The organism is Pseudochelatococcus sp. B33 (assembly GCF_053570585.1).
Genome location: NZ_JBSEFH010000029.1, coordinates 15,099 through 34,990 on the forward strand (window position 1 = coordinate 15,099; position 19,892 = coordinate 34,990).

Below are 19,892 nucleotides of genomic sequence, written 5' to 3' on the forward strand. Positions count from 1 at the left end.
CGTGGTACGAGGAGACGTGATCGCGAGACGTGACCGGTACTTTAGAGGTTGCGCGCCACGTCAAGTGACCCAATGAGCCCGGACAGGACTGCCATCCTGTCCGGGTTATCTTTTTTGGGCTGCAACGACCATATTCATGAACCCGGGCGCGTACAATGAGACGTCTCTGCCTCTCCCCATCTTCATGTGGATGTGCTATCCGTTCGCGAACGAATGGAGACCCTCTATGTCTGACGTCATTTCCAAAGCGCTGAAGAAAATAGCTGATCTTCAGGCGCAAATATCTGAACTTAAAAGATTTATTGAGATGCATCGAGCGTTAGAGGCGGAAGTCGCAGACAGACAATCCTCGCTGGGCGCAGATGAAGATGAATTATCCAGTGCCAGAAATGCCCAGGAATATGAGACGATTCCTGTGGAAAATTTAGGCTCCAAACGTAGGCGCGGCACAAAGCCGTCCGATATCGTGGAGATGGTCGAGAGAATCATCCGTGACGTCGGCCGACCGATGACACGCGGGGAGCTGGTACGGGCGCTAGAGCAACGGGACGCAAAAATTCCCTATGAGGACAAAGGGCGGTATGTCGGCACCATCGTCTGGCGGCATAAGGGGCTGTTCGAAAACATCGAAGGGCGCGGATACTGGTTGCGTGGCGAGCCCATACCGCCGACCGCGCCGGCTGACCTGCCGGAGAACCCCGGCTTACCGGACATCGACGACGACGTGCCATATTGAGAGGAGCAGTTGAAGACCCGCCGAGCGGGGTGCCTCAACCACTCTTAGCGCCGCGCCATGCCGCGATAAGCACCGCTGCCAATCCTGCAACGATTGCCGCCCCAAGTGCATATCGCCAGCGTTCATTATCGGTCGCTTTGAGCCGCTGATCGACGATCTTGTGAGCGAGATCGGGGCTCTGTTCGGCAATCTTGCGAAGTTCGGCCAGGTCGGCGTCGAGGTGAACGTGGCCGATGGCTACGGGGTTGAATATACGCGCTCTACCGTACCGTTGGGCGTCACCGTTGGGGGCTGTTTCTGCCATGTCGGTCCCCGTTTTAAGGTCCATACCGCGTCACTGGGGCAGGCTCATTCTTCGGATTGCCATCAAAGCCGCCGCCCATCTTTGCGCCCTCACATCCTCGATATGCGTGCAGCTACACGGCCGATAACGAAGGTGCCATCATCAAGAGTGAGAGTGATCGGCCGGTATCGTTCGTTCCGGGACGTGCAGAGGATCTGAAGCGGATCGCTGTCGCGGATCAGTTCGACCTGCTTGATAATAATCTCGCCGTTATCACTGACGGCAAAGATCCCGCCTTGTCGGAGGTTGGTGTCCGTCCGATCGATCAGCACCCGGTCGCCATCGGATAAGTCTGGCTCCATGGAATCGCCGCGAATGCCGATGATCTCGGTCTTGCCGAAGGTCAGGTGTAGCTCGTCGCGAACGAACGATTGGGGGAGTATCCATTCAGCACGCACCGCATCGGCCTCATACGTGGTGCGCCCGTCAGATGTCCAGCCCTGCGTGAGGTAGCCGCCGGCCCCGGCGCCTGCCCGCGTCTCGACTTCCACAATTGCACCCGGCGTCAACTCATGGCCGTGACCGGTCGATGATTTTGCCTTCGGGGAGTCCTGATTGTAATCGGCCTCTTGCTGGTCGGGGTCAAACGAGGATACCAGACCGGTCCTCATTGGCCCGGACCCGGAAAACAGCCACGACTCGCTGACGCGGAAGGCCTTGGCATACCGTTTGACAACGTCCGCCTTTAGGCCCCGACCGCCATTTTCGTGCGCGCGATACGTGATTTCATTCCAGCCGAAGGCGCGTGCCGCGTCGGCTGCGGTCTCGTATCCCGCATCTTCTCGTGCCCGTTGCAGTCGCTCGCCTTGAGAATCAGTCATTACGGACTTATGGCACATTGCGCGATACGTTTCGTCTTGACGTATCGAGATACGTATCGTATCGTCCGTATCGCCATGAAGACATTTGCTGACATTATCGACCTTTTCGGCGGCCCGGCGCGTATCGCAAGGGCTATCGGCGTCACGACCGAGCACGCATCAATCATGAAGCGTCGTGGCTCGATTCCGGCCACCTACTGGCAACGGGTCGTCAGCGCCGCAGAGCAAGAGGGCGTCAATGGGATTACATTGGACGTCCTTGCGGCGGCGGCAGCATTCAGGGCCTCTCCCTCTCCCGTCCGGAGGGCCTCATGACGGACAAGACCATCTATTGCTCGTTCTGCGGCAAGAGCCAACATGATGTCGCGCAAATTGTAGCTGGGAAAGACGCGTTTATCTGCAATGAGTGCGTTCGGGTGTGCGTAGACGTCATCGACGACAGCACCGGCTCTTCTGAACTGACCCGGCGCCTCGTGCACCTTACCGAGACTTCGCGAGCCCTAGACAGGGTGGTTCGCCGTCTCGACATCCTCTCCCCCGAACTGCCACCGGTCAGGAGAGCCTCATGACCAACGCCCTATGCTCCCCTGTCATGAGGCTCTCCGTCTCCGTGCCGAGGCTGGATCTGATCACGGTCGTCCCTTCCGTCGATCATGATCTGCCTCGGCACGGATCTCCGCTTCTCTCTGGCCAGTGCGCGTTTGCGCCGGGTCATGAGCACGTGCGCGAGCATGACGGCTTCGCGCGAAAGGTCCCCCAACCACACGACATTGTCATCGTCGGCGATGTCATCGGTGTCTCTGCTGCCCATCCAGTTTCTCCATCCGCAATGGCCTCTCACAGCCGTGTCCAAGAAAACACGGAGCCTTTTGCAGATGCGAAAATCCTCATTGCAACATTCGCAAACTAGTAACGGAGCTAACAACGTGTCCGCTGCGTATCAAGCCGATATTCACCCTGTCGATCAGGCGTCTTTATGGGCCGACGAGATGGTGATGCGCGAGCTACGTCAGCCGGGTGATCTCGATAACGCTTTGAAGCGCGTTGGCCGCAGAACGGGTGTCGGATATCGACTGTTGTGGTCGCTGCGCTACAGACGACCCAAAGACATATCGGCCTCTGCCTTCCTCAAATTGTGGCAGGCATGGGAGGCTTTCAAGGAAAATCAGATGCGAGCACTTGAGCATGACATCGCCAGAACCCGGTTGGAGGCCGGCAACGACCACCATTCTATTGCTGCGGCTGAGGCTGTTCTGGAGCCGCGTGGCGGCCCGGATGAAGCGCCGGTGGCGGATGCTGCTGACAGGTCGGTTTAGCGGGTAACGGTCGCGCCGCGAGTGTCGCCCCCGGCCTCGCGAGTTGAGCGCTTAACGACCGGGGGCTTCAAGCAAAGCAAGGTCTTTATAGATGAACGCATCAGTAATTTCAACCGACCTGTTCAGGATCAAGGTCTCTACCGAGAGCGATCCACCGGGTTCCGCGACGGAGACGCCACATCAGCGCGTGTTTCGTCTGGTGTCCGAGCGGCGCTACGAAGAAGCGGCCCGCCTCGCCAAGCCGTTGATCGACGCTGACAGGGCGAGCGGTTTTTTCATCCGCGATGGCACGACGGAGATGCGCCGCGCGCGGGATTGGCTGAGTGGGGAAATCGATGACGCGCGCCACGCGCCCACGTCCGGTTTCCACCGGATCACGCCGCAACGTGCACAGGCGCTGTTAGAGGCTAACGCCGACAACCGGTACATCAACTCGGCGGCGCTTGCAGAGCGGATGCGCGATGTCGCCGAGGGCAGGTGGGAAGAGAACGGACAGTCGATCATTGTATCGAAGTGCGGCTTTCTCAACGACGGACAGCACCGTATGTGGGCCGTGCTCCTGACCGGTCTAGGCATTCGCAGCAATGTGGCGTTCGGCCTCAAGCGCGAGACGCGGAACACGGTCGATATGGGCGCTGTCCGGACTGGCGCGGATCGGTTGAAGTTCGATGGCGTCAACAGCGCGGCGGCAAAGGCCGCAGTGGCGAGGTTGGCATTCCAGATGCTCAATGGGCGCGCGCCGTCGCGGCTTGAAGAGCAAGAATACTACCATAACAATCGGGTCCTGATGGACCTTGCCTGCGATGTGGTCACGGGCGTCGTCCGTGGCACAAGCCCAACAGCGTTTCGTGTCGCCGCCTTCTACTTGCTATTGAACAAGACGCCGGCCGACGACATCAAGCAGTTTTTCGCGGACGTGAAGAATGGCAACAAGTCACGCACGCGAGGGTGCGCAGCATTCTCACTGAGGGAGGCGCTCACTACCTACAAGGTCAAGCTTCCACGTGACCAGTGGGCTCGTTCTGCTGTCTGGCACTTCTGCTACTGGACGGCCGGTAGGTCGTCCGCAAAGCTGCTTGACCCTGCCGTCCTGAGCATTCCGGCGGTGTAGAGCCATGAAGCGGCAGGTCATCACCGTAAGGGAGATCCACGTCCGTCCAGACCGCATGCGCGGTCTGGACGAGGCGAAGGTGCGCGAGCTTGCGGAGTCGATCCGCGATTTCGGCCTCCTCAGCCCTATCGGCGTGTGCGTCCGGAACAACGTGGAGGTCGAGCCCGGCGAGTTCGAGGACTTGGTGAAGGTACTTATTTATGGGCGCCACCGGTTGGAGGCGCTGCGCCTTCTCGGGGAGTGCATGGTCGAGGTAAACGTCCATGACGCCGACGACCCGCACGTCGAATTGATGGAGATCGCCGAGAACCTGCATCGCCTTGATCTGACGAAGGAACAGCGCGACGCGCACATTCGCAGATATGCCGAGATCCTCGCCGATCTGCGAGAGAAAGTGCCGCATGATGCGGCGCTTTCATCGGCGCCGCAGCCACAAACGGGGCGCGGCCACAAGAGCGTCGCGACGGAGATAGCCGAACAGACAGGGCTGAGCAAAGACACGGTCGAGCGCGTGCTTAACCCGGAGCGAGCAGAGGCGGAGCGTCAGAAACAACGGGAGAGGCGCGAGCGGGAGAAGGCCGCACGTCAGTCTCCCGACGCCGATACCTCCGTCATCGCCGACGCGAAAAAGACCAATGAAGCAATCGCCTTCCGAGACGCTGACGACTTCGCCAACTGGCTGATGGCCCGTCTCGATCTGGCAGAGCTTCCGACGCTGATCTCATGGCTTGAAGGCACCAAGCCAAAGCAAACCATTGCCGCCCTCCGGAGGCTTTCTGCATGACCAACATCACCCGCATCACCAACGAACGCGCCATGGAGCTGACAGGCGCCACACTGCCGTGCCCGCCCTTGTGCGCGCCTCTGACCAACGGATCAGACAGCAGCCCCTATCTCGACAGGCTGAACCTGCGTGTCGCCTCGGCGCTGGCGCTGGCCGATTTAAACGAGTGCCACAAGCCCGGTGCCGGCGAGCTCGATATCCCGCGCGGCTACGGCAATCACGTCCGGATACATCCCATAGTCCGGTCTCTATCCGGCTCTGCACTGGCGGGGTCGATCTGATGACAGCCAGGACCAAGAAAGAGCTCACTCACGGCGCTGTGCCTGCCGCCGACAGCGCACGGCAATCTCCGGCTCGCGAGCGCGCCGTGTATCGGCCGGTATCATCTGACTGCGGTATCCGCGTCCATGTGCGGCCGGACGGCATTTCGGTCCCTTTCATTTCCCTCATCCATGGAGGCGGCCGTGTCTGAGACTGCATCGCAGATTATCTCCAATTACCGCCGTGTCCGCAGTGTCTTCTGGCAGGACCCGCCCAAGGTCGTGAACGTGGCGCCTCCCGAGCCGCCTAAGCGGGATATCATCGACCTCGCATCTTACCCGTACACCATTGATGATCACGACGAGATCATGCCCCGGCGTGGCCGCGCCATTGTGGCCGAGGTCGCGCACCGGCATGGCGTGACGATGACCGATATCGTCTCCCACCGTAGGGATGCGAGATCGTCGCTGGCCCGGCACATCGCCATGTGGCGCATGCACCGAGAGACGCCGCTGACCATGCCGCAAATCGGACGCATCCTCGGCGGTCGAGATCACACAACCATCTTGCATGGCATTCGCAAGATCGACCGCCTCATCGCTGAGGGAAAGGTAGTGGCGCGATGACGGTGATCACGCTTCCCTGGCCCCCGCCATGTCTGTCGCCGAACAGCCGGGCACATTGGGCTGAAAAGGCCCGTGCCGCGAAGAAGGCGCGCCGCGACGCATTCATGCTCGCACAGCACGCACGGATCGTCAGCCCGCTGCCATGGGAGCGGCTGCACGCGGACATCGTGTTCCACGCGCCGTCTCGCCGAGCCTATGACCTGGACAATGCTCTAGCCCGTGCAAAGAGCGCCCTCGATGGAGTGGCCGACGCCACCGGCATTGATGACAGCCGATGGACCTACAGCATATCGCGTGGAGAGCCTGTGAGGGGCGGTGAGGTCGTTGTTACCGTATCGGAGGGCGCGGAATGACCATCCGCTACGCAAGCATATGCAGCGGGATAGAGGCGGCGAGGCCGATGCGGGCCCTCGACCTGTTCAGCGCCGCAGCGGGCGGCTGGTCTCTTGGCCTGCATCGCGCCGGCTTCGTTACCGTCGCGGCCTGTGAGGTCGTGGAGTGGCGGCGCATCCTATATTCGGAGAACAATCCCGGTGTCCATCTCTATGACGATGTCCGAACACTTACAGCAGATCGAATTATTTCCGATCTCGGATACCTCCCCGACATCATCGTCGGAAGCCCACCTTGCCAGGATATCTCCAGCGCCAACACCAAAGGCAAAGGGATCAAGGGCGAGCGCTCCGGCCTCTACCTCGAAGCCGTCCGTCTCGTTGGAGAATGCCGCCCTCGTTGGTTCTCTTTTGAGAACAGCGCTAATCTCAGAACTCGCGGCGCTGACGCAGTCCTCGATGAGCTGGAAGCGCTCGGCTACGCCTGCTGGCCGTTCGTGGTACGTGCTTCAGACGTCGGGGCCAACCATGAACGCGCTCGGTCGTGGCTTATCGGATGCGATGTCGCGCAGGTTGGCAACCCCACGGAAGACGGACGCGGATCGCGGGTTTCGGGGCGACGTGCTGAGCCAGATCAACGGATACGCCAGTCGTCATGCGGGGATGATGCCGACACCGACAGCGACACGATACGGCTCGCAGAGCTACCCGGACGACACGTCGCGGAAGCGACCATCGTTGGAAACTCTGCTTCACACCCCCACGAAAACCGGGAACCTGCATCATCCCTCAATGGCAAAGTGGTCGACTGCGGCGCCATGGCAGGTGATAGCCAATCCGGAGGCGTTGCCGACGCCCACCAAGAGGGACGGCCGAATGGATCGCTGGTCGCCAGCATACGACAGGCGGAAGTCCCCTACGATGGACGCGGTTCTGGATGGAGCAATGACGGGGCGAGCGCCAGACAAATGGGCTTACGCACGCCAGATCGCGGCGGTGCTGGCGAATGCTGGCCTCAATGGTCCATCGAAAACCTTGCCCATCAGCTACGGCTGGATGATGGGCTTCCCGCCTGGGTGGCTGACACGCGCATTGCGACAGGCAGTGGAAAACGGACGTCTGCCGCGAGCCTGATTGTCGAGGCGTTCGGCGATGCCGTTGTGCCGCAAATCCCCGAGGCCATTGGCAGGGCGATCCTTCGCGTAGAGGCGGCCGAATGACCGTCTCCCCTCCATCCCCCACATCCAATCATAGAGAGGGCGCGCCGCAATGAGTGTTCTGATGAACTATCGCCGCGAGAGAGCGCTTCCAGGACTGTGGCACGACTATGCCAACCTGTTCCCAATGTTGGACGCAGTGGGGCAAGACGCTCTGCGGGTTGACGTTCAGCAGTTCGGGGTCCGTGAGCCAGTTGTTGTGTTCCAAGGGCGCATTCTCGACGGGCGCAATCGCTACATGGCCGCGCGCGATCTGGGGCTGGATTTTCCGGTCGCGGATTTCGACGGCACGGACGCGGAGGCGCTGAACTATGTGCTGTCCACCAACCTCCATCGCCGCCATCTCACTGAAAGCCAGCGCGCCGCCGTGGCTGCCAAGCTGGCGAACATGCGACAGGGTGAACGCACGGATCTGAAACCTTCTGCAAATTTGCAGAAGGTTTCGCAGGCCGAAGCTGCCGACATGCTGAACGTATCAGAGCGCAGCGTCGCCACCGCCAGGAAGGTGATCGAGCAAGGCGCGCCGGATCTGATCGCCGCTGTCGAGCAGGGCAGTGTCTCCGTGTCCGCCGCCGCCGTAGTGTCGAAGCTTCCGCAGGAAGAGCAAGCTGCGGTGATGGCCGAAGGGCCGAAGGCAGTCAAGGCTAAGGCGAAAGAGGTCCGAGAGCAGAAGGCCAGCCCTGGCAACGAGCCGCCCAGGGGCGACACAGAGACGGCGAAAGAGAGGCGCGAGCTCGCCAAGATGACCGACGAGGCCCTGATCGATGAGGTCATTGGTCTCCGGGCTGATTTGGCCGATGCTAAGGCCAAAATAAAAGCGCAGAAGGTCGAGATTGAGAATCTGAAAGAGGAAAACAGGCTTTTTACCCTCAACAGCGATCAAGGACGCACCATTGGCCTTTTAAATAAGCGGCTGGACCAAGCCAATTTTACCCGAGATCAAGCAATGGAAGCGGTAAAGCGCGAAGAGTTCAGGCGAACGCAGGCAGAAAAGCGCGTCGCAGAACTAGAAGCAGCGGGGATACCGCTGAACTGATGAGTATCCTCGCTCGCATCCGCGCCAATGGCGGAGATGTCATTCGTGACGAGTGGCGGTTTTCACTCAAGCCCGGCCGGCTTAAGCCGGACGCCATTGCGTGGATCAAGGCCCACTGGATCGAAGTATGCGTCGAGGCTTGGCCTGCGTTTGGCGCGTTCGAGGAAAGAGCAGCAATCAGAGAATTTGATGGCGGCCAAGCTCGCGCCGACGCTGAGCGGTCGGCCTATGACGAGGTGACGGCATGCTGACGTTCGTCCAGCCGAAAGAGATCATTCTCAGGCCGTACCAATCGACGGCTATCGACGCGCTTCGGAGCGGCATCCGCACCGGGCGGCGGAGGCAGGTGCTTTGCCTTGCGACGGGCGGGGGCAAGACGCTCACTGCTGCGAGCCTGATGAAGCAAGCCAGTGATCGCGGCAGCTACAGCATGTTCATCGTTGACCGCGTGTCTCTTGTTGATCAAACTAGCCAGACATTTGACGACTACGGTATTCGGCACGGTGTTGTACAGGGCAATCACCCGCGTTGGGCACCGTATGAGAATGTACAGGTTTGCTCCGCGCAGACGCTTGCAAACAGAAGCCTGCCGCGCGAGCCATCGCTGATCGTCGTCGACGAAGCGCACGTCCGCATCAAGTCAACGATGGATTATATCCATGCGCACCCGAATACGACTGTGATCGGACTGACGGCAACGCCGTTTACGCCGGGCATGGGGCGTGATTGGGATGGCATAGTTGATGCAATTACTGCACGGCAGCTGATCGACAGCGGGTTTCTCGTGCAGCCGAAAATCTACGTTGCGAAAAGCCCGGATGATGTGGACCTGGGGCTGAACAGCTTCGGCGAGTTTTCAGACAAGAGCGCCGAGGACGCAGGAATAAAGATTGTCGGTGACGTTGTTGGGGAATGGATCAAAAAAACCCATGAACACTTTGGCGGTCCGGCGAAAACCATAGTATTCTCACCGACAGTTGAACATGGCCGCGAATTGTGCGCGGCGTTCGCTGCGGTGGGCTACAACTTCCAGCAAGTCAGCTATCTCGACAAGGACGATGACGCACGCAGAGCGAAGATCGAAGAATTTCGACGCTCTGACAGTCTGATTCATGGCCTTGTATCCTGCGCGGCGCTCACCCGTGGCTTTGACGTGCCCGATATCCTGATCGGTATTTCCTGCCGTCCATATCGCAAAAGCTTGTCCAGCCATATGCAAGAGATCGGCCGCATCATGCGCTCTCACCCGGAAAAATCCAAGGCTATCTGGATTTGCCATTCTGGAAATGTGGAAAGATTTGCCGCTGACATGTTCGACGTGTGGGACAATGGCGTTGGCGATTTATCTAAGGCGGAAAAGCGCGATAGCACAGCACGGAAACGCGATGAGACCACGCGGGAAAAGGTGAAGTGCCCGGAGTGCGGTGGCGCGATGCGCGGAAACCTTTGCATGTCTTGCGGCTGGGAGCGCCCGGCGCGATCTGGCATCCACGCCGTAGCCGGCACGCTGCATGAGTTCAATCCCGAAGCCCTAGGGTTGACAACGCGCCCCGGTCTCCGCGCCGAGGTGCTGAAGGATCCTCGCAAGGTTTGGGAGGCGGCTTTAGTGTATTGCACCGCCAATACGCGGAAGGGCGAGGATCACGCGCGGAAATGGGCGTATGGCCTTTTTGGCGGCAAGGAGGGGATTTACCCGAACAGCAAACTCCCGTTCGGCTGGTATGGCATCGCCGTGCCGGCATCGGTTGACCAAAGCGCACTCGCTCTGGTCGAGCGCGAGACCAAAAGATTTCGGAAAAACAGCAAGCGGAGGGAGGCGGCATGAACCGGTCCACGCTTGAGGACGCCATGCGTGCAGCCTGCGCGGCCGTGCTGATCAACCCACCGAAGCGCGAACCGACACCGGGCCGGTGGACGAAGACAGATACCTACGAACGCAACGGCAAGGGCGACGGCCGCATCCTGATCTTTGACGACGGGATGGGCGGGTTGGCCCACAATTGGCAGACGGGGCAGCAAGAGCGGTTCTCGATCCGCAACGAAATCTTTTCCTCTGCGCCGGTGCCGTCTCGCCCATCTCCAGACCCGGAAGCCGCGCGCCTAAAACGGGCAGAGCAGGCCGAGGTCGAGCGCATCTGCGAAGCCATCGTCAAGTCATGCCGGCAGGAGCCGCACCCGTACCTGGCGCGCAAGGGCTTCCCGGAAGAGTTGGGGCTTGTCCACGACGATCCTCGCGCAGTGCTGCCGGCCACGTCATTTGGCGAGATGCTGGCGAAGGCTATGCCCGTAAGCGAAGGCCCGGTGTTAATCGTGCCGGGCCGCATAGGCCGGCGCATCACCGCCGTACAGTTCATCGACGCAGAAGGCGCAAAGAAAAATATCTTGCGTGGGCAGATAGGCGGCGCGTCGCACAGGATCGCCACAGGATCGCGCACAGTGGTCTGTGAGGGCATTGCAACGGCGTTGTCCGTGCGTGCTGCCCTGCGGCTTCTGAACGTGCCTGCGACCGTCCTGGCGGCGTTCTCGGCGTCCAACGTCGCCAAGGTAGCGGCAGCGATCCCCGGCGCTATGGTCGCCGCGGACCACGATAAGTCCATAGAGGCCCTGGACGGGCTCGGCACGGGTGAATTCTACGCCAAACGCTCCGGCTGCCCGTGGACTATGCCGCCAGAGCTCGGAGACTTCAATGACTTCCATATGGCACGCGGCCTTCGGGATGTGGCGCTGCATTTGCGAGGGGTTATCTCGGGATGAATTTCAAGGTGCCCCTGCACGCCATAAACATGCAGGCCGGTTTGGCGGGCGGTTTTAAGACAGTGGCGCCAGATGCAGGAAACCCACCACGGGGCGGGGCCAAAGGTAAAGCGCAGTCCGAAAGAGCAAAGCGCGGCCCCCGGCACAGTGATCAAGGTGCCGAAAGTAGTGCTCAACGATTTGGGGATTATCACGCCACCAAATCGGCCAAAACGACGGCTCGGCTCCAGCCAGCAAGATCGCGGAGGCATTGGGACCACCCTGGCTCTTTAGCCGGGGGCTGGTCGTCCTATGCCTTTACTCAGGCTCTCACCATCCAGCAAGTACCTATCAGGACATAGGAAATAGAGACCCGTAGAGAAATTAACCTATAAAGGATATTGCATAATGGGCAAGGGCAGCAAACCTCATCGTAGCAGCGGCAAGAGGAAGGGCCAGAAGAATGCTCCCACTCCGGTTGTCGTCATAAAGGGGCGGGCCCGTGAACAAGTCAAGCGGGAGGCCAACGGAAGACCATCGCGAGCTGGAACGCAAAACCCCCGCCTTGTCGCCTTGTCGCAGCCGCATCGGGCATGGCTGCCGGAAGCGAAGAGGGCCGACCAGCGCGCAGAAAGCCTCCTCGGTCAACTCCGGTTGCTCAAGCTGATCACGCAAGCGCAATACCAGGCCGGCGTGAAGTGGCGCAAGCTGATGATGGAGTTCCATGCCGTCATGGCGTCTCCCGCTATGCCTAATGGGCCGTTGGCGAGGATCGCGGCCGGAGAGAGGCATGGTGATGCTGCGCCGGTTCACGGCGGGTCTTCAGCGATTGAAACCGAAGAAGAGCGTCGAGATAGGGTGCTGCGCTCCCTCGGGGATGTCGGCGCGGGATTGCGGGAGATTGGGCATTCCAAACAGGCATTCTCGTCGTTGGAAGCTGTGATCCTATATGATCGGACTCTGGACGATTACGCGCATCTGTTCCGTGGCCTCAACGCCCTTGTGAGGCTGTGGAAGATATCGGAGTATGATGAGGATGAGGGTGTTGACACAGACGAAGGGGTCGTGTAGTCATTAACAGAAGCTGGATTGGTGCGCCCGGATGACATCTGAGGCGCATTTCGCTTTTTTGGCCCCACCTTGGGAGGCCGCCATCCCCATTCAACTCGCTATTCACCTGACCGTGCCAGTGCTGCTGGCATGGCAGGCATATGCATGTCCGTGGATCGTGTTCCACTGGCTCAAGCCGTTTTCTTTCCCCCTATAGGAGTTCTTGATGTCCGAAGCATTCTCCGCGACCGTCACCATCTCCACGAACGAGTCCGGCGACACCAGTGTGTCTCTGGTTGCCAGCGAGCCTGTGGTTGCCAGCGTTCGCGAACGTGTCGCGGACCATGGCGGCGAAAGGGAAACGGCGGTGGACATCATCCCGCCGGATGTGAGTGAGACGGAGTTCATCGAGACCGACGACGGCGAGGGCGATGAGCTGGTCATCGAGTTCGCAAACGATGATGCGGACGACGAAGACAACATCGACATCGAAGACGATGACCTCCCGCTTGCCGCCGAGGAGGAAGGCCATGCCCTGCCGCACTGAGCCGGACGTCACCCTGGACGAGCTTCGGCGAATCGAAGCGCTCAAGCTCGCCGTAGAAGTCGCCGGGTGGACTCGTTCCGCCTCCGACCATGACGCGGTCATCGACATCGCGAGGGACTTTGCGGCCTATCTCGCAGGTGACGATGAGGACGCCGGCGATGAATGACGTGCTGGAGCTGATCAACGGCTTGTTCGCGACAATTGCCGGCCTCGCGCTCGCTCTGTTCGGCCTTGCGTGGCTCACGCTGCTCCCGTCGCTGGGACTGGCGTGGCTCGCGGGGTGGATTTGATCGAGGTTCGACGGCCCGGCTGTCTACCGGTGCCGTCTTGAAGACCCGGTGCTGGCGCCGGGCCGCGTACCGCATAGCGTAGTGCGGAAGTCGGATAAAGGTGCCTGCAAAGACCTCGTGAGGGGCTCGCCCGCAAGGGTCCGACTAGGGCAATAGATTTCAGATGCTTCCTATGGGCAAGCCCGGCGAGTGCTGGAACGCTCGCCGGGCATTTCATTTTGAGGAACAAGAAATGGTTGATTACAGAACCGGACAGTTGGTCGAAAAGGTTGCCGCGCTTGAGGGCGCCGTCTCCGCTCTCGCTGATCGCATTGATGTCGCCAACAGGGTGGCGGGCACAGCTGGCGGGGCCTTTCTGTCGAAGGCGCCCAATCTCGTCGAAATCCGAGACAGCCATCTTCGTCTCAACAGCGGCCAGCTTGTCGACGCCGAGCCAGCTGATCCGCTGACACTGCGCCATCCAGGCGGCAATATCATAGCCGTACTCGATGGTCATGTCGTCCTGAAAGAGGGCTTCAACTACACGGTCGACAAGGAAGCCGGTACCGTGACGCTGAAGTATCCGCCAGCGTATCCGGTTCGCTTTCTCTTCGGAGGCTGACATGTCTGACGACGCACGCATTGCCGCGCTTGAGGCGCGTATCGCCACGCTGGAGGACGCCGTGGCGAGGATTGAGCAATTCAGGATTCTTGCTCCTCATGAAGAGGCTCGTCTTCGCTGTGAGCTGACGCAGGAGATAGGGCAGCTAACGCGTCGGCTAGAGCTTTGCGAGCGGCTTTCCGGAAGGACCGCCGAATAGCCGTCTCATCGCGTCCCTGCCCGGCCTGGATGGGCAGTGAGATCGTGACAGACCTATGCCCATGCGGGTGCCCACTATCGACAAGTGTGAGCGTTCCATTGTCACTGCTAAAGTTGACGTGGAAATTGCCTTCTTCGAATGCCATGTCTCGTCCCCTGCCGGTTGCTGCAAGCCCAGCGTGAACGAGGCAGTGGCGGAGTCAAGCAAACCTTCGTAGCGGGATGGAGAAGTAGCATCTTGCCGGCCTCATAAGCCGGAGACCGCCGGTGCAAGTCCGGCCCCTGCCTCCAGCTTATTCGCCGCGCCGCGCCTTCCTGCGGATGATAGTGATATCCTCACCGGCCATCGGCCACGGATCAAGCTCAAGGTAGAGTGCGGTACACGCAAGCGCCACTGTATGCGGGATAACCACCGGCCGGTCATCCTCGCGCCGCGTACCGCGTTCATAGTTCTCGATGGTTGGCTTTGAAACACCAAGGGCTCCGGCGGCCTGCGCCTGAGAGTAGCCCATCGTCTTCCGCCATCCTTTAAAATCGTCGGGCGTCATGGTATTGTTCCTTCCACGGGGAGGTGAGACGACCTTTCTTCCGGTAGGGACCGGGCTTTCGCCCGATCCCCTCGCTCTTAGCGTCTAACAATCAGGGTGAGTGTCCAAGCCCAGATCCTGAATGTCAGCGTAAGCCGGAATTTCAATCGTCTCACCTCCTTTCGGTTTGCCGGGCCACCGCGACCCGGCAAGAATGTTGTATCGTACTGTGTACGAATTTGCAAGCGATAATCGCGGCCAGATACCTTAAAATGTACGAATTTTTGCCGTCCAGCGCATGCCGGGCGGCCTTTTCTGTATGAGGACATGAGATGACTGATCGTCGGTACCAAGCACTTGATCTTGCTATCAAGGCTGGAAAGCTGGAACTGGCTGGCGCCCTTTATCGCTGGTTGGAAACTGGTCGGTGGGGTGACGAGGCGCCAGCCGTCGTGCTCGCCGCTGGCACTGTGACAGACGGGAAGGTGCTGGCCGCCTATCAGGCGCTGCCTTGGGGACATGCATGGCCCGAGTATCTCGTTAATACGGATGGAGACCGCGTTTCGTTTGTCGTCGATCGGGACGGCGGCTGGCCATATGCCAGGGTCGATGAGGGCGTCACCGGGCCGCTGTGGGGCGTGTACCTGCGCAAGGTGCAGTATGACCCGGTGACGGTCGAGGACATCGCTTCGGATGCCGAGGCGTCCTAACCACCGTTGGTGCCACGCTGGCACGAGCACCGAACGTGGCTATGGCGCGGAGTGGCGCAAGCTCCGCGCCGCCGCCCTTGCCCGCGATAACCACCTGTGCCAAGCGTGCCTGGCCGCCGACAAGCTTACTCCTGCCACTGATGTCGATCATGTCACCCCAAAGTCCAAAGGCGGGGCAGATGACCTGTCCAATCTGCAAAGTCTTTGCCGACGCCACCACGATGAGAAAACGGCACGCGAGGCTGCCGAGGCTCAGGGCCGCAGGGTCAAGAAGCGCATCTGCTTCGACGCCGATGGGCGCCCGGTTTGGTAGGCGCGGAACCTGTGTCGCCCCGAACACGGTGTTTCACGAAATCACATTTCACGGCGCGAAAGTGTTGCTGAAACGCATCAAGTGCGGAAATGCAACACACCTAGGCGGGGGGGGTGGTCGAAAGTCTGAGACCTTGGGGGGTAGGAACCGGCAGGGGGTCCTTCCTTCCACATCCACAAAATGGACAATGAGGCTGACCTATTAGGGGCTCGTGATGGCAGGTAGGCCGAGAACGCCGGTTGCCGTCGCGAAAGTGATCGGCGCCGACAAGAAAAATCCGGGACGGCACGCGAGCCGTGCGAACCCAAAGGTTGGGCCGCTCGGGCGACCGCCTACGCGACTGAACGAAGTTGAGCGCGAGGCGTGGAATTTGTTCGCCGATGAAATGCCTTGGTTGGCGAAATCCGATCGGGCTCTTGTGGAGACGGCGTCGCGGCTGCGTGCTCGGATGATGACCGATCCCAACATGGGCGTGAACGCTCTGGCGCAGCTTCGGATGTGTATCACAGAAATGGGCGGTGGACCGGCGAGCCGATCGAAGGTTTCTGCGCCAGATGATGACGGTGCTGATGACCCGGCGAGCGAGTTCCTCAACTGACCCAACGACGGAATATGCGCGTCTGGTCGTTGAGGGGAAAATCGTAGCCGGGCCGCATGTACGTGATGCATGTCGGCGTCATCTGCGGGATCTGGAAAGCGCTTCTAGGCGCGGTCTGATCTGGGACCCGGAGGCGGCCGAGCGTTTCTTTCGGTTTTGCCGCGTGATGCTTCGGTTGAGCGAAGGCCAGTTTGACGGCGTGCCGTTTGAGCTTCATTTGTCGCAGAAATTCATATGCGGATCGCTGTTTGGCTGGAAGCGGAAGGTCAACGGGAAGCGTCGGTTCCGCCGAGCGTACATTGAGCAAGGAAAGGGTAACGGCAAGAGCCCCATGGTTGGCGCGATCGGTCTCTATGGCCTCGTCGCTGACGGTGAGGCTGGGTCTCAGGTTTATGCCGCGGCATCAAGAAAGGACCAGGCGGATGTGCTGTTCCGCGACGCCGTGAAGATGGTCAATCAATCGCCAGCGCTTGACAGCGCATTACAGCGAAGCGGCGGCCCTGGGAGGGAGTACAACCTCGCGCATTTGAAATCCGGGTCGTTCTTTCGCCCTGTATCTCGCGAGACGAAAAAGACAGGTTCCGGGCCGCGCCCACATTTTGCTCTGTGCGATGAAATCCATGAGCACCCTGACGCTGGCGTGATCGAGATCTTGGAGCGTGGCTTCAAGTTTCGCGAACAGCCACTTCTGGTGATGATCACGAACAGCGGATCGGATAGGAAGTCTGTTTGCTGGCAGGAGCGCAAGCATGCCGTTGCTGTTGCGGCTGGAGAGGTCGAAGACGACACGGCTTTCTCCTACGTCTGCGCGCTGGATGAGGATGACGACCCGCTGGATGATCCTTCCTGCTGGGTCAAGGCAAACCCGTTGCTCGGGGTGACAATAACGGAAGAATACCTCGCGCTTCAGGCGAAGCAGGCGAGGGACATCCCAGGGCGCGCGAACGGAATTCGCCGGCTGCATTTCTGCCAGTGGACAGATGCTGAGACGGCATGGATACGGCGCGCTGCATGGGAGGCGATCGAAGACTCGACGCTGAACATTGACGAATTCGTCGGTCGCCGGTGCTTCGCAGGCCTCGATCTCTCTGCGAAGACCGACCTTACGGCGAAGGCGCTGGTGTTCGAGGATGGGCACGCGGACGATGGGAGGCCGAAATTTGCGGCATTCGTGCACGGGTATACACCGGCCGATACGTTGCGGGCGCGGGCTGACAGGGATGGCGCGCCATATGACAAGTGGGTGGATCAGGGCTTCCTGACAGCTACCCCCGGTGAGAAAACCCGACTTGATTTCGTAGCGCATGACTTGCTCAACGACGCCGAGCGATTCGATATCGATTTTGTTGCCTACGACAACTTCTTGATCGCTGATTTCAAGGGTGAGGTGGAGGACCTGGGCGGCGCCATACCTATGCTTGATCATCCGCAGGGGTGGAACAAGCGAAGGCGCGAGGCGCCTGATGGTTTGGAGATCGAGCTGTGGATGCCCGGCTCAATCGATCAACTCGAAACGCTGGTCCTTGAGAAACGGCTTCGCGTCCACGTGAATCCGGCGCTTCAAACTGCGGTGGCGAGCGCCGCTTTCGATACGTCACCGGCGAATCTTCGGCGCTTCACGAAAAGCAAGGCCACGGCACGCATCGACATGGCTGTCGCATTGGCGATGGCGGTAGGAGCGGCGACGGCTCGGGCTCATGAAGAGGCGGTGGTGTCTCCTTGGGACGATCCCAGCTTCAGCTTAGTGGGTGCATTCGCATGAGATTATTTGGCTGGGCGCGCCAGAAGGAAGAGCGTGCCGCGACGATCGAGAACCCCACGGTTCCGGTTAGTTCGGAGAATTTTCTTGCCTTCTTTGGGGTCGGGTCGGCCGGTCTGCCTCACGTCACCATCGACACGGCTCTGACTGTGCCAGCAGTCTTGGCGGCAGTGGCGTTCCTGTCGCGGACACTGGCCGCGATTCCGTTGCATGCTTATCGCGACGGCAAGGATGGATCGGAACGACTGAAGGGCAAAACCGCTGTCACGGTGCACGAGTTTGCGAACGATGAGATGTCGTCGTTCAAGTTCCGGCAGTACTTTTGGCAGCAGGTGTTCACCGGGGGGCGCGGCCTCGCCTACATTGAGCGCAAGGGCCGCGAAATCGAAGCGATCTGGCCGCTCGATCCACGCAAGGTCTCGATCAGCCGCCAGGGAATGCGGCTCACCTACAAGCACGACGGGCAGGTGTACCAGTCCCGCGACGTGATCGACGTACCGTTCATGCTACAGGAAGATCAGACGAGGCATTACGGGCCGATTGCGAAAGCGGCGAAGGCCATCCAGCTTGCCATCGCCATGAACAACTACGGCAGCACGTTCTTCTCTGGTGGCGGCGTACCCCCTTTGGCTCTGGTGGGGCCGCTACCCCAGGGAGCGGAGGGTCTAAAGCGCGCGATGATCGACATCAGCCGGTCAATCGAGGCGGCAAAATCATCGAGCAAATCGGTCTTTCCCATCCCCCCAGGGCATGAGCTGAAGCAGGTGGGCTTCGACCCCGCGAAGGGGCAGATGACGGAAGCGAAGCGGGCGCAAGTTGAGGAAATCGCGCGGGTGTATCAGTTGCCGCCGGTGTTCTTGCAGGACCTGTCCCGCGCCACTTTTAGTAATGCCGAGCAGCAGGATCTGCATCTCGTGAAGCACCTAATCGGGCAGTGGGCGAAGGCGTTCGAAAGTGAGATGACCCTGAAGTTGTTCGGGCGTGCAAGCACGGATCGGCGGTTCGTCGAACACAACCTGGACGGCTTGATGCGGGGTGACTTCAAGTCTCGGATCGAGGGCATCGCGCGCGGCATCATGACCGGACAAATGACACCAAACGAGGGGCGGCTGTTGGAGAACCGGCCGCGCCACCCCAATCCGGCTGCGGACGAATTGCTGGTTCAGGGTGCAACCGTGGTCCTCGGCAGTGCGCCGGCGGCTACCGTCAGCGCCGGGATGGGCCATAACGGTGGCCCTCCGCTCAACGAGCCGAATGGGCAGAGCGAGGTTGACGAAAGAGATGGAGACAGAAATGCCGACGAGCAATGAAACCGAGCGCCGGTCGCACGTTGGCGCGGTGTCGAAGCGGGAGGCGGATGAAGGTTCGTCTACGATCACTGGATATGCTGCCGTGTTCGACGAGCGCGCGGACATCGGGGGCTACTTCTACGAGGTGATCGCGCCGGGTGCATTCGCGGAGTCCCTGCGGTCGGCCGACGTCCGGGCATACTTCGGGCATGACAGCGGTCGTGTGCTGGGCAGATCATCCGCTGGCACGTTGAGATTGCAAGAGGACGATCGTGGCCTGGCCGTCGAGATCGATCTGCCTGACACCAGCGACGGCCGGGATGCCCGTGAGCTGATCGGCCGGGGCGACATCACGGGCATGTCGTTCGGTTTCATCGTGACGAAACAGGAATGGGACGAGACGGGCGATATTCCGGTTCGCACGATCCATGCCGCTGACCTGATCGAGGTATCGATCGTGTCCGTGCCCGCCTACGACGGCACCTCTATCGCGCTTCGATCTCTTGATGAGATCCGTAAAGGGCGCCGCAAGCACAATTTCAACGCTGCTGCTAACCGCATCGCCGGCCGCAAGGCGCGTGCCGAAATGCGGTTCCGCGGCATAGTCTGAGCTCCCCGGCATTGCCGGAGTCGGCAGGTTAGCGTTCCCGCTTCCCGCCTTTTCGCACCCGCCCGTTGAGGCGGGTTTTTTGTT

30 protein-coding genes and 1 tRNA gene are annotated in these 19,892 nt (G+C 60.3%); 28 read left to right on the forward strand and 3 right to left on the reverse strand.

Annotated features, from left to right (window positions below; all coding sequences use genetic code 11):
* The first annotated feature begins 226 nt into the window (after positions 1-226).
* The gene (locus ACUSIJ_RS24800; RefSeq protein WP_449311104.1) at positions 227-736 is read left to right on the forward strand and encodes a hypothetical protein; all 510 of its coding nucleotides are present in this window, start codon (positions 227-229) and stop codon (positions 734-736) included.
* A gap of 34 nt (positions 737-770) precedes the next feature.
* Here ACUSIJ_RS24800 and ACUSIJ_RS24805 read toward each other — a convergent pair whose 3' ends face one another.
* On the reverse strand, positions 771-1,040 hold the full coding sequence (locus tag ACUSIJ_RS24805) for a hypothetical protein (protein WP_449311105.1): 270 nt from the start codon (positions 1,038-1,040) through the stop codon (positions 771-773).
* An 89-nt stretch (positions 1,041-1,129) separates the two neighbouring features.
* The gene (locus tag ACUSIJ_RS24810) at positions 1,130-2,056 is read right to left on the reverse strand and encodes a LexA family transcriptional regulator (protein ID WP_449311106.1); all 927 of its coding nucleotides are present in this window, start codon (positions 2,054-2,056) and stop codon (positions 1,130-1,132) included.
* Between ACUSIJ_RS24810 and ACUSIJ_RS24815 the strand changes: the two genes are divergently transcribed.
* The 21 genes from ACUSIJ_RS24815 to ACUSIJ_RS24915 all read left to right on the forward strand — a co-directional run bounded on the left by ACUSIJ_RS24815 (position 1,976) and on the right by ACUSIJ_RS24915 (position 14,293).
* The gene (locus ACUSIJ_RS24815) at positions 1,976-2,215 is read left to right on the forward strand and encodes a carph-isopro domain-containing protein (RefSeq protein ID WP_449311107.1); all 240 of its coding nucleotides are present in this window, start codon (positions 1,976-1,978) and stop codon (positions 2,213-2,215) included. The two genes, ACUSIJ_RS24810 and ACUSIJ_RS24815, sit on opposite strands and share 81 nt — an antisense overlap.
* Positions 2,212-2,469, forward strand: a complete 258-nt coding sequence (locus ACUSIJ_RS24820) for a ClpX C4-type zinc finger protein (RefSeq protein ID WP_449311108.1) — start codon at positions 2,212-2,214, stop codon at positions 2,467-2,469. Before ACUSIJ_RS24815 ends, ACUSIJ_RS24820 begins: the two co-directional genes overlap by 4 nt.
* Complete coding sequence (locus ACUSIJ_RS24825; protein WP_449311109.1) at positions 2,466-2,810, forward strand: hypothetical protein; 345 nt, start codon at positions 2,466-2,468, stop codon at positions 2,808-2,810. Before ACUSIJ_RS24820 ends, ACUSIJ_RS24825 begins: the two co-directional genes overlap by 4 nt.
* Positions 2,811-2,826: 16 nt before the next feature.
* Entirely contained in the window at positions 2,827-3,216 is a 390-nt protein-coding gene (locus ACUSIJ_RS24830) for a hypothetical protein (protein ID WP_449311110.1), read from the forward strand.
* Between the two features lie 91 nt (positions 3,217-3,307).
* Entirely contained in the window at positions 3,308-4,327 is a 1,020-nt protein-coding gene (locus ACUSIJ_RS24835) for a hypothetical protein (RefSeq protein WP_449311111.1), read from the forward strand.
* A 4-nt stretch (positions 4,328-4,331) separates the two neighbouring features.
* Positions 4,332-5,111, forward strand: coding sequence for a ParB/RepB/Spo0J family partition protein (locus ACUSIJ_RS24840; protein WP_449311112.1), 780 nt, complete (start codon positions 4,332-4,334; stop codon positions 5,109-5,111).
* On the forward strand, positions 5,108-5,392 hold the full coding sequence (locus ACUSIJ_RS24845; RefSeq protein ID WP_449311113.1) for a hypothetical protein: 285 nt from the start codon (positions 5,108-5,110) through the stop codon (positions 5,390-5,392). The genes ACUSIJ_RS24840 and ACUSIJ_RS24845 overlap by 4 nt, the downstream gene beginning before the upstream one ends.
* Positions 5,393-5,575: 183 nt before the next feature.
* The gene (locus ACUSIJ_RS24850; RefSeq protein WP_449311114.1) at positions 5,576-5,998 is read left to right on the forward strand and encodes a helix-turn-helix domain-containing protein; all 423 of its coding nucleotides are present in this window, start codon (positions 5,576-5,578) and stop codon (positions 5,996-5,998) included.
* Entirely contained in the window at positions 5,995-6,351 is a 357-nt protein-coding gene (locus tag ACUSIJ_RS24855; protein ID WP_449311115.1) for an endonuclease, read from the forward strand. Before ACUSIJ_RS24850 ends, ACUSIJ_RS24855 begins: the two co-directional genes overlap by 4 nt.
* On the forward strand, positions 6,348-7,550 hold the full coding sequence (locus ACUSIJ_RS24860) for a DNA cytosine methyltransferase (RefSeq protein WP_449311116.1): 1,203 nt from the start codon (positions 6,348-6,350) through the stop codon (positions 7,548-7,550). Before ACUSIJ_RS24855 ends, ACUSIJ_RS24860 begins: the two co-directional genes overlap by 4 nt.
* A 61-nt stretch (positions 7,551-7,611) precedes the next feature.
* A complete protein-coding gene (locus ACUSIJ_RS24865; RefSeq protein WP_449311117.1) occupies positions 7,612-8,583 on the forward strand; it encodes a hypothetical protein in 972 nt (323 codons plus the stop codon).
* The gene (locus ACUSIJ_RS24870) at positions 8,583-8,834 is read left to right on the forward strand and encodes a hypothetical protein (RefSeq protein ID WP_449311118.1); all 252 of its coding nucleotides are present in this window, start codon (positions 8,583-8,585) and stop codon (positions 8,832-8,834) included. Before ACUSIJ_RS24865 ends, ACUSIJ_RS24870 begins: the two co-directional genes overlap by 1 nt.
* A complete protein-coding gene (locus tag ACUSIJ_RS24875) occupies positions 8,828-10,408 on the forward strand; it encodes a DEAD/DEAH box helicase (protein WP_449311119.1) in 1,581 nt (526 codons plus the stop codon). Before ACUSIJ_RS24870 ends, ACUSIJ_RS24875 begins: the two co-directional genes overlap by 7 nt.
* Positions 10,405-11,337, forward strand: coding sequence for a toprim domain-containing protein (locus tag ACUSIJ_RS24880; RefSeq protein WP_449311120.1), 933 nt, complete (start codon positions 10,405-10,407; stop codon positions 11,335-11,337). Before ACUSIJ_RS24875 ends, ACUSIJ_RS24880 begins: the two co-directional genes overlap by 4 nt.
* Positions 11,338-11,724: 387 nt before the next feature.
* Entirely contained in the window at positions 11,725-12,387 is a 663-nt protein-coding gene (locus ACUSIJ_RS24885) for a hypothetical protein (RefSeq protein WP_449311121.1), read from the forward strand.
* Between the two features lie 205 nt (positions 12,388-12,592).
* Positions 12,593-12,913 (forward strand): hypothetical protein, encoded by a 321-nt coding sequence (locus tag ACUSIJ_RS24890; RefSeq protein ID WP_449311122.1) that lies wholly within the window; start codon positions 12,593-12,595, stop codon positions 12,911-12,913.
* Positions 12,897-13,079 (forward strand): hypothetical protein, encoded by a 183-nt coding sequence (locus ACUSIJ_RS24895; RefSeq protein WP_449311123.1) that lies wholly within the window; start codon positions 12,897-12,899, stop codon positions 13,077-13,079. The genes ACUSIJ_RS24890 and ACUSIJ_RS24895 overlap by 17 nt, the downstream gene beginning before the upstream one ends.
* Positions 13,072-13,203 carry a hypothetical protein gene (locus ACUSIJ_RS24900; RefSeq protein WP_449311124.1) on the forward strand — a complete coding sequence of 44 codons (132 nt, stop codon included), beginning with the start codon at positions 13,072-13,074 and terminating at the stop codon, positions 13,201-13,203. Before ACUSIJ_RS24895 ends, ACUSIJ_RS24900 begins: the two co-directional genes overlap by 8 nt.
* 172 nt (positions 13,204-13,375) lie before the next feature.
* Positions 13,376-13,804, forward strand: a complete 429-nt coding sequence (locus ACUSIJ_RS24905) for a hypothetical protein (RefSeq protein WP_449311125.1) — start codon at positions 13,376-13,378, stop codon at positions 13,802-13,804.
* A gap of 1 nt (position 13,805) precedes the next feature.
* Complete coding sequence (locus tag ACUSIJ_RS24910; protein WP_449311126.1) at positions 13,806-14,003, forward strand: hypothetical protein; 198 nt, start codon at positions 13,806-13,808, stop codon at positions 14,001-14,003.
* 215 nt (positions 14,004-14,218) lie between these two features.
* Positions 14,219-14,293 (forward strand) — tRNA-Met (locus ACUSIJ_RS24915).
* 2 nt (positions 14,294-14,295) lie between these two features.
* On the opposite strand, the gene ACUSIJ_RS24920 is transcribed toward ACUSIJ_RS24915, so the two are convergent.
* Positions 14,296-14,550, reverse strand: a complete 255-nt coding sequence (locus tag ACUSIJ_RS24920) for a helix-turn-helix domain-containing protein (RefSeq protein ID WP_449311127.1) — start codon at positions 14,548-14,550, stop codon at positions 14,296-14,298.
* 311 nt (positions 14,551-14,861) lie between these two features.
* Here ACUSIJ_RS24920 and ACUSIJ_RS24925 point away from each other — a divergent pair, with 311 nt between their 5' ends.
* The 6 genes from ACUSIJ_RS24925 to ACUSIJ_RS24950 all read left to right on the forward strand — a co-directional run bounded on the left by ACUSIJ_RS24925 (position 14,862) and on the right by ACUSIJ_RS24950 (position 19,808).
* Positions 14,862-15,239 (forward strand): hypothetical protein, encoded by a 378-nt coding sequence (locus ACUSIJ_RS24925; protein ID WP_449311128.1) that lies wholly within the window; start codon positions 14,862-14,864, stop codon positions 15,237-15,239.
* Positions 15,223-15,552 (forward strand): HNH endonuclease, encoded by a 330-nt coding sequence (locus ACUSIJ_RS24930; protein ID WP_449311129.1) that lies wholly within the window; start codon positions 15,223-15,225, stop codon positions 15,550-15,552. The genes ACUSIJ_RS24925 and ACUSIJ_RS24930 overlap by 17 nt, the downstream gene beginning before the upstream one ends.
* Before the next feature lie 214 nt (positions 15,553-15,766).
* Positions 15,767-16,150 (forward strand): hypothetical protein, encoded by a 384-nt coding sequence (locus tag ACUSIJ_RS24935; protein WP_449311130.1) that lies wholly within the window; start codon positions 15,767-15,769, stop codon positions 16,148-16,150.
* Entirely contained in the window at positions 16,107-17,912 is a 1,806-nt protein-coding gene (locus ACUSIJ_RS24940) for a terminase large subunit (protein WP_449311131.1), read from the forward strand. The genes ACUSIJ_RS24935 and ACUSIJ_RS24940 overlap by 44 nt, the downstream gene beginning before the upstream one ends.
* Positions 17,909-19,219, forward strand: a complete 1,311-nt coding sequence (locus tag ACUSIJ_RS24945) for a phage portal protein (RefSeq protein ID WP_449311132.1) — start codon at positions 17,909-17,911, stop codon at positions 19,217-19,219. Before ACUSIJ_RS24940 ends, ACUSIJ_RS24945 begins: the two co-directional genes overlap by 4 nt.
* A complete protein-coding gene (locus ACUSIJ_RS24950; RefSeq protein ID WP_449311133.1) occupies positions 19,203-19,808 on the forward strand; it encodes an HK97 family phage prohead protease in 606 nt (201 codons plus the stop codon). The genes ACUSIJ_RS24945 and ACUSIJ_RS24950 overlap by 17 nt, the downstream gene beginning before the upstream one ends.
* Positions 19,809-19,892 lie beyond the last annotated feature (84 nt).

Excerpts from the sequence above, each read along its gene's own strand:
- ACUSIJ_RS24905 (WP_449311125.1), top strand. The coding sequence starts at position 13,376 with ATGGGCAAGCCCGGCGAGTGCTGGAACGCTCGCCGGGCATTTCATTTT.
- ACUSIJ_RS24880 (WP_449311120.1), top strand. The coding sequence starts at position 10,405 with ATGAACCGGTCCACGCTTGAGGACGCCATGCGTGCAGCCTGCGCGGCC.
- ACUSIJ_RS24945 (WP_449311132.1), top strand. The coding sequence starts at position 17,909 with ATGAGATTATTTGGCTGGGCGCGCCAGAAGGAAGAGCGTGCCGCGACG.
- ACUSIJ_RS24855 (WP_449311115.1), top strand. The coding sequence starts at position 5,995 with ATGACGGTGATCACGCTTCCCTGGCCCCCGCCATGTCTGTCGCCGAAC.
- ACUSIJ_RS24890 (WP_449311122.1), top strand. The coding sequence starts at position 12,593 with ATGTCCGAAGCATTCTCCGCGACCGTCACCATCTCCACGAACGAGTCC.
- ACUSIJ_RS24800 (WP_449311104.1), top strand. The coding sequence starts at position 227 with ATGTCTGACGTCATTTCCAAAGCGCTGAAGAAAATAGCTGATCTTCAG.
- ACUSIJ_RS24895 (WP_449311123.1), top strand. The coding sequence starts at position 12,897 with ATGCCCTGCCGCACTGAGCCGGACGTCACCCTGGACGAGCTTCGGCGA.
- ACUSIJ_RS24815 (WP_449311107.1), top strand. The coding sequence starts at position 1,976 with ATGAAGACATTTGCTGACATTATCGACCTTTTCGGCGGCCCGGCGCGT.
- ACUSIJ_RS24875 (WP_449311119.1), top strand. The coding sequence starts at position 8,828 with ATGCTGACGTTCGTCCAGCCGAAAGAGATCATTCTCAGGCCGTACCAA.
- ACUSIJ_RS24825 (WP_449311109.1), top strand. The coding sequence starts at position 2,466 with ATGACCAACGCCCTATGCTCCCCTGTCATGAGGCTCTCCGTCTCCGTG.
- ACUSIJ_RS24865 (WP_449311117.1), top strand. The coding sequence starts at position 7,612 with ATGAACTATCGCCGCGAGAGAGCGCTTCCAGGACTGTGGCACGACTAT.
- ACUSIJ_RS24870 (WP_449311118.1), top strand. The coding sequence starts at position 8,583 with ATGAGTATCCTCGCTCGCATCCGCGCCAATGGCGGAGATGTCATTCGT.
- ACUSIJ_RS24805 (WP_449311105.1), bottom strand. The coding sequence starts at position 1,040 with ATGGCAGAAACAGCCCCCAACGGTGACGCCCAACGGTACGGTAGAGCG.
- ACUSIJ_RS24925 (WP_449311128.1), top strand. The coding sequence starts at position 14,862 with ATGACTGATCGTCGGTACCAAGCACTTGATCTTGCTATCAAGGCTGGA.
- ACUSIJ_RS24910 (WP_449311126.1), top strand. The coding sequence starts at position 13,806 with ATGTCTGACGACGCACGCATTGCCGCGCTTGAGGCGCGTATCGCCACG.
- ACUSIJ_RS24840 (WP_449311112.1), top strand. The coding sequence starts at position 4,332 with ATGAAGCGGCAGGTCATCACCGTAAGGGAGATCCACGTCCGTCCAGAC.
- ACUSIJ_RS24820 (WP_449311108.1), top strand. The coding sequence starts at position 2,212 with ATGACGGACAAGACCATCTATTGCTCGTTCTGCGGCAAGAGCCAACAT.
- ACUSIJ_RS24940 (WP_449311131.1), top strand. The coding sequence starts at position 16,107 with ATGATGACGGTGCTGATGACCCGGCGAGCGAGTTCCTCAACTGACCCA.
- ACUSIJ_RS24920 (WP_449311127.1), bottom strand. The coding sequence starts at position 14,550 with ATGACGCCCGACGATTTTAAAGGATGGCGGAAGACGATGGGCTACTCT.
- ACUSIJ_RS24900 (WP_449311124.1), top strand. The coding sequence starts at position 13,072 with ATGAATGACGTGCTGGAGCTGATCAACGGCTTGTTCGCGACAATTGCC.
- ACUSIJ_RS24835 (WP_449311111.1), top strand. The coding sequence starts at position 3,308 with ATGAACGCATCAGTAATTTCAACCGACCTGTTCAGGATCAAGGTCTCT.
- ACUSIJ_RS24930 (WP_449311129.1), top strand. The coding sequence starts at position 15,223 with ATGCCGAGGCGTCCTAACCACCGTTGGTGCCACGCTGGCACGAGCACC.
- ACUSIJ_RS24860 (WP_449311116.1), top strand. The coding sequence starts at position 6,348 with ATGACCATCCGCTACGCAAGCATATGCAGCGGGATAGAGGCGGCGAGG.
- ACUSIJ_RS24935 (WP_449311130.1), top strand. The coding sequence starts at position 15,767 with ATGGCAGGTAGGCCGAGAACGCCGGTTGCCGTCGCGAAAGTGATCGGC.
- ACUSIJ_RS24885 (WP_449311121.1), top strand. The coding sequence starts at position 11,725 with ATGGGCAAGGGCAGCAAACCTCATCGTAGCAGCGGCAAGAGGAAGGGC.
- ACUSIJ_RS24950 (WP_449311133.1), top strand. The coding sequence starts at position 19,203 with ATGCCGACGAGCAATGAAACCGAGCGCCGGTCGCACGTTGGCGCGGTG.
- ACUSIJ_RS24845 (WP_449311113.1), top strand. The coding sequence starts at position 5,108 with ATGACCAACATCACCCGCATCACCAACGAACGCGCCATGGAGCTGACA.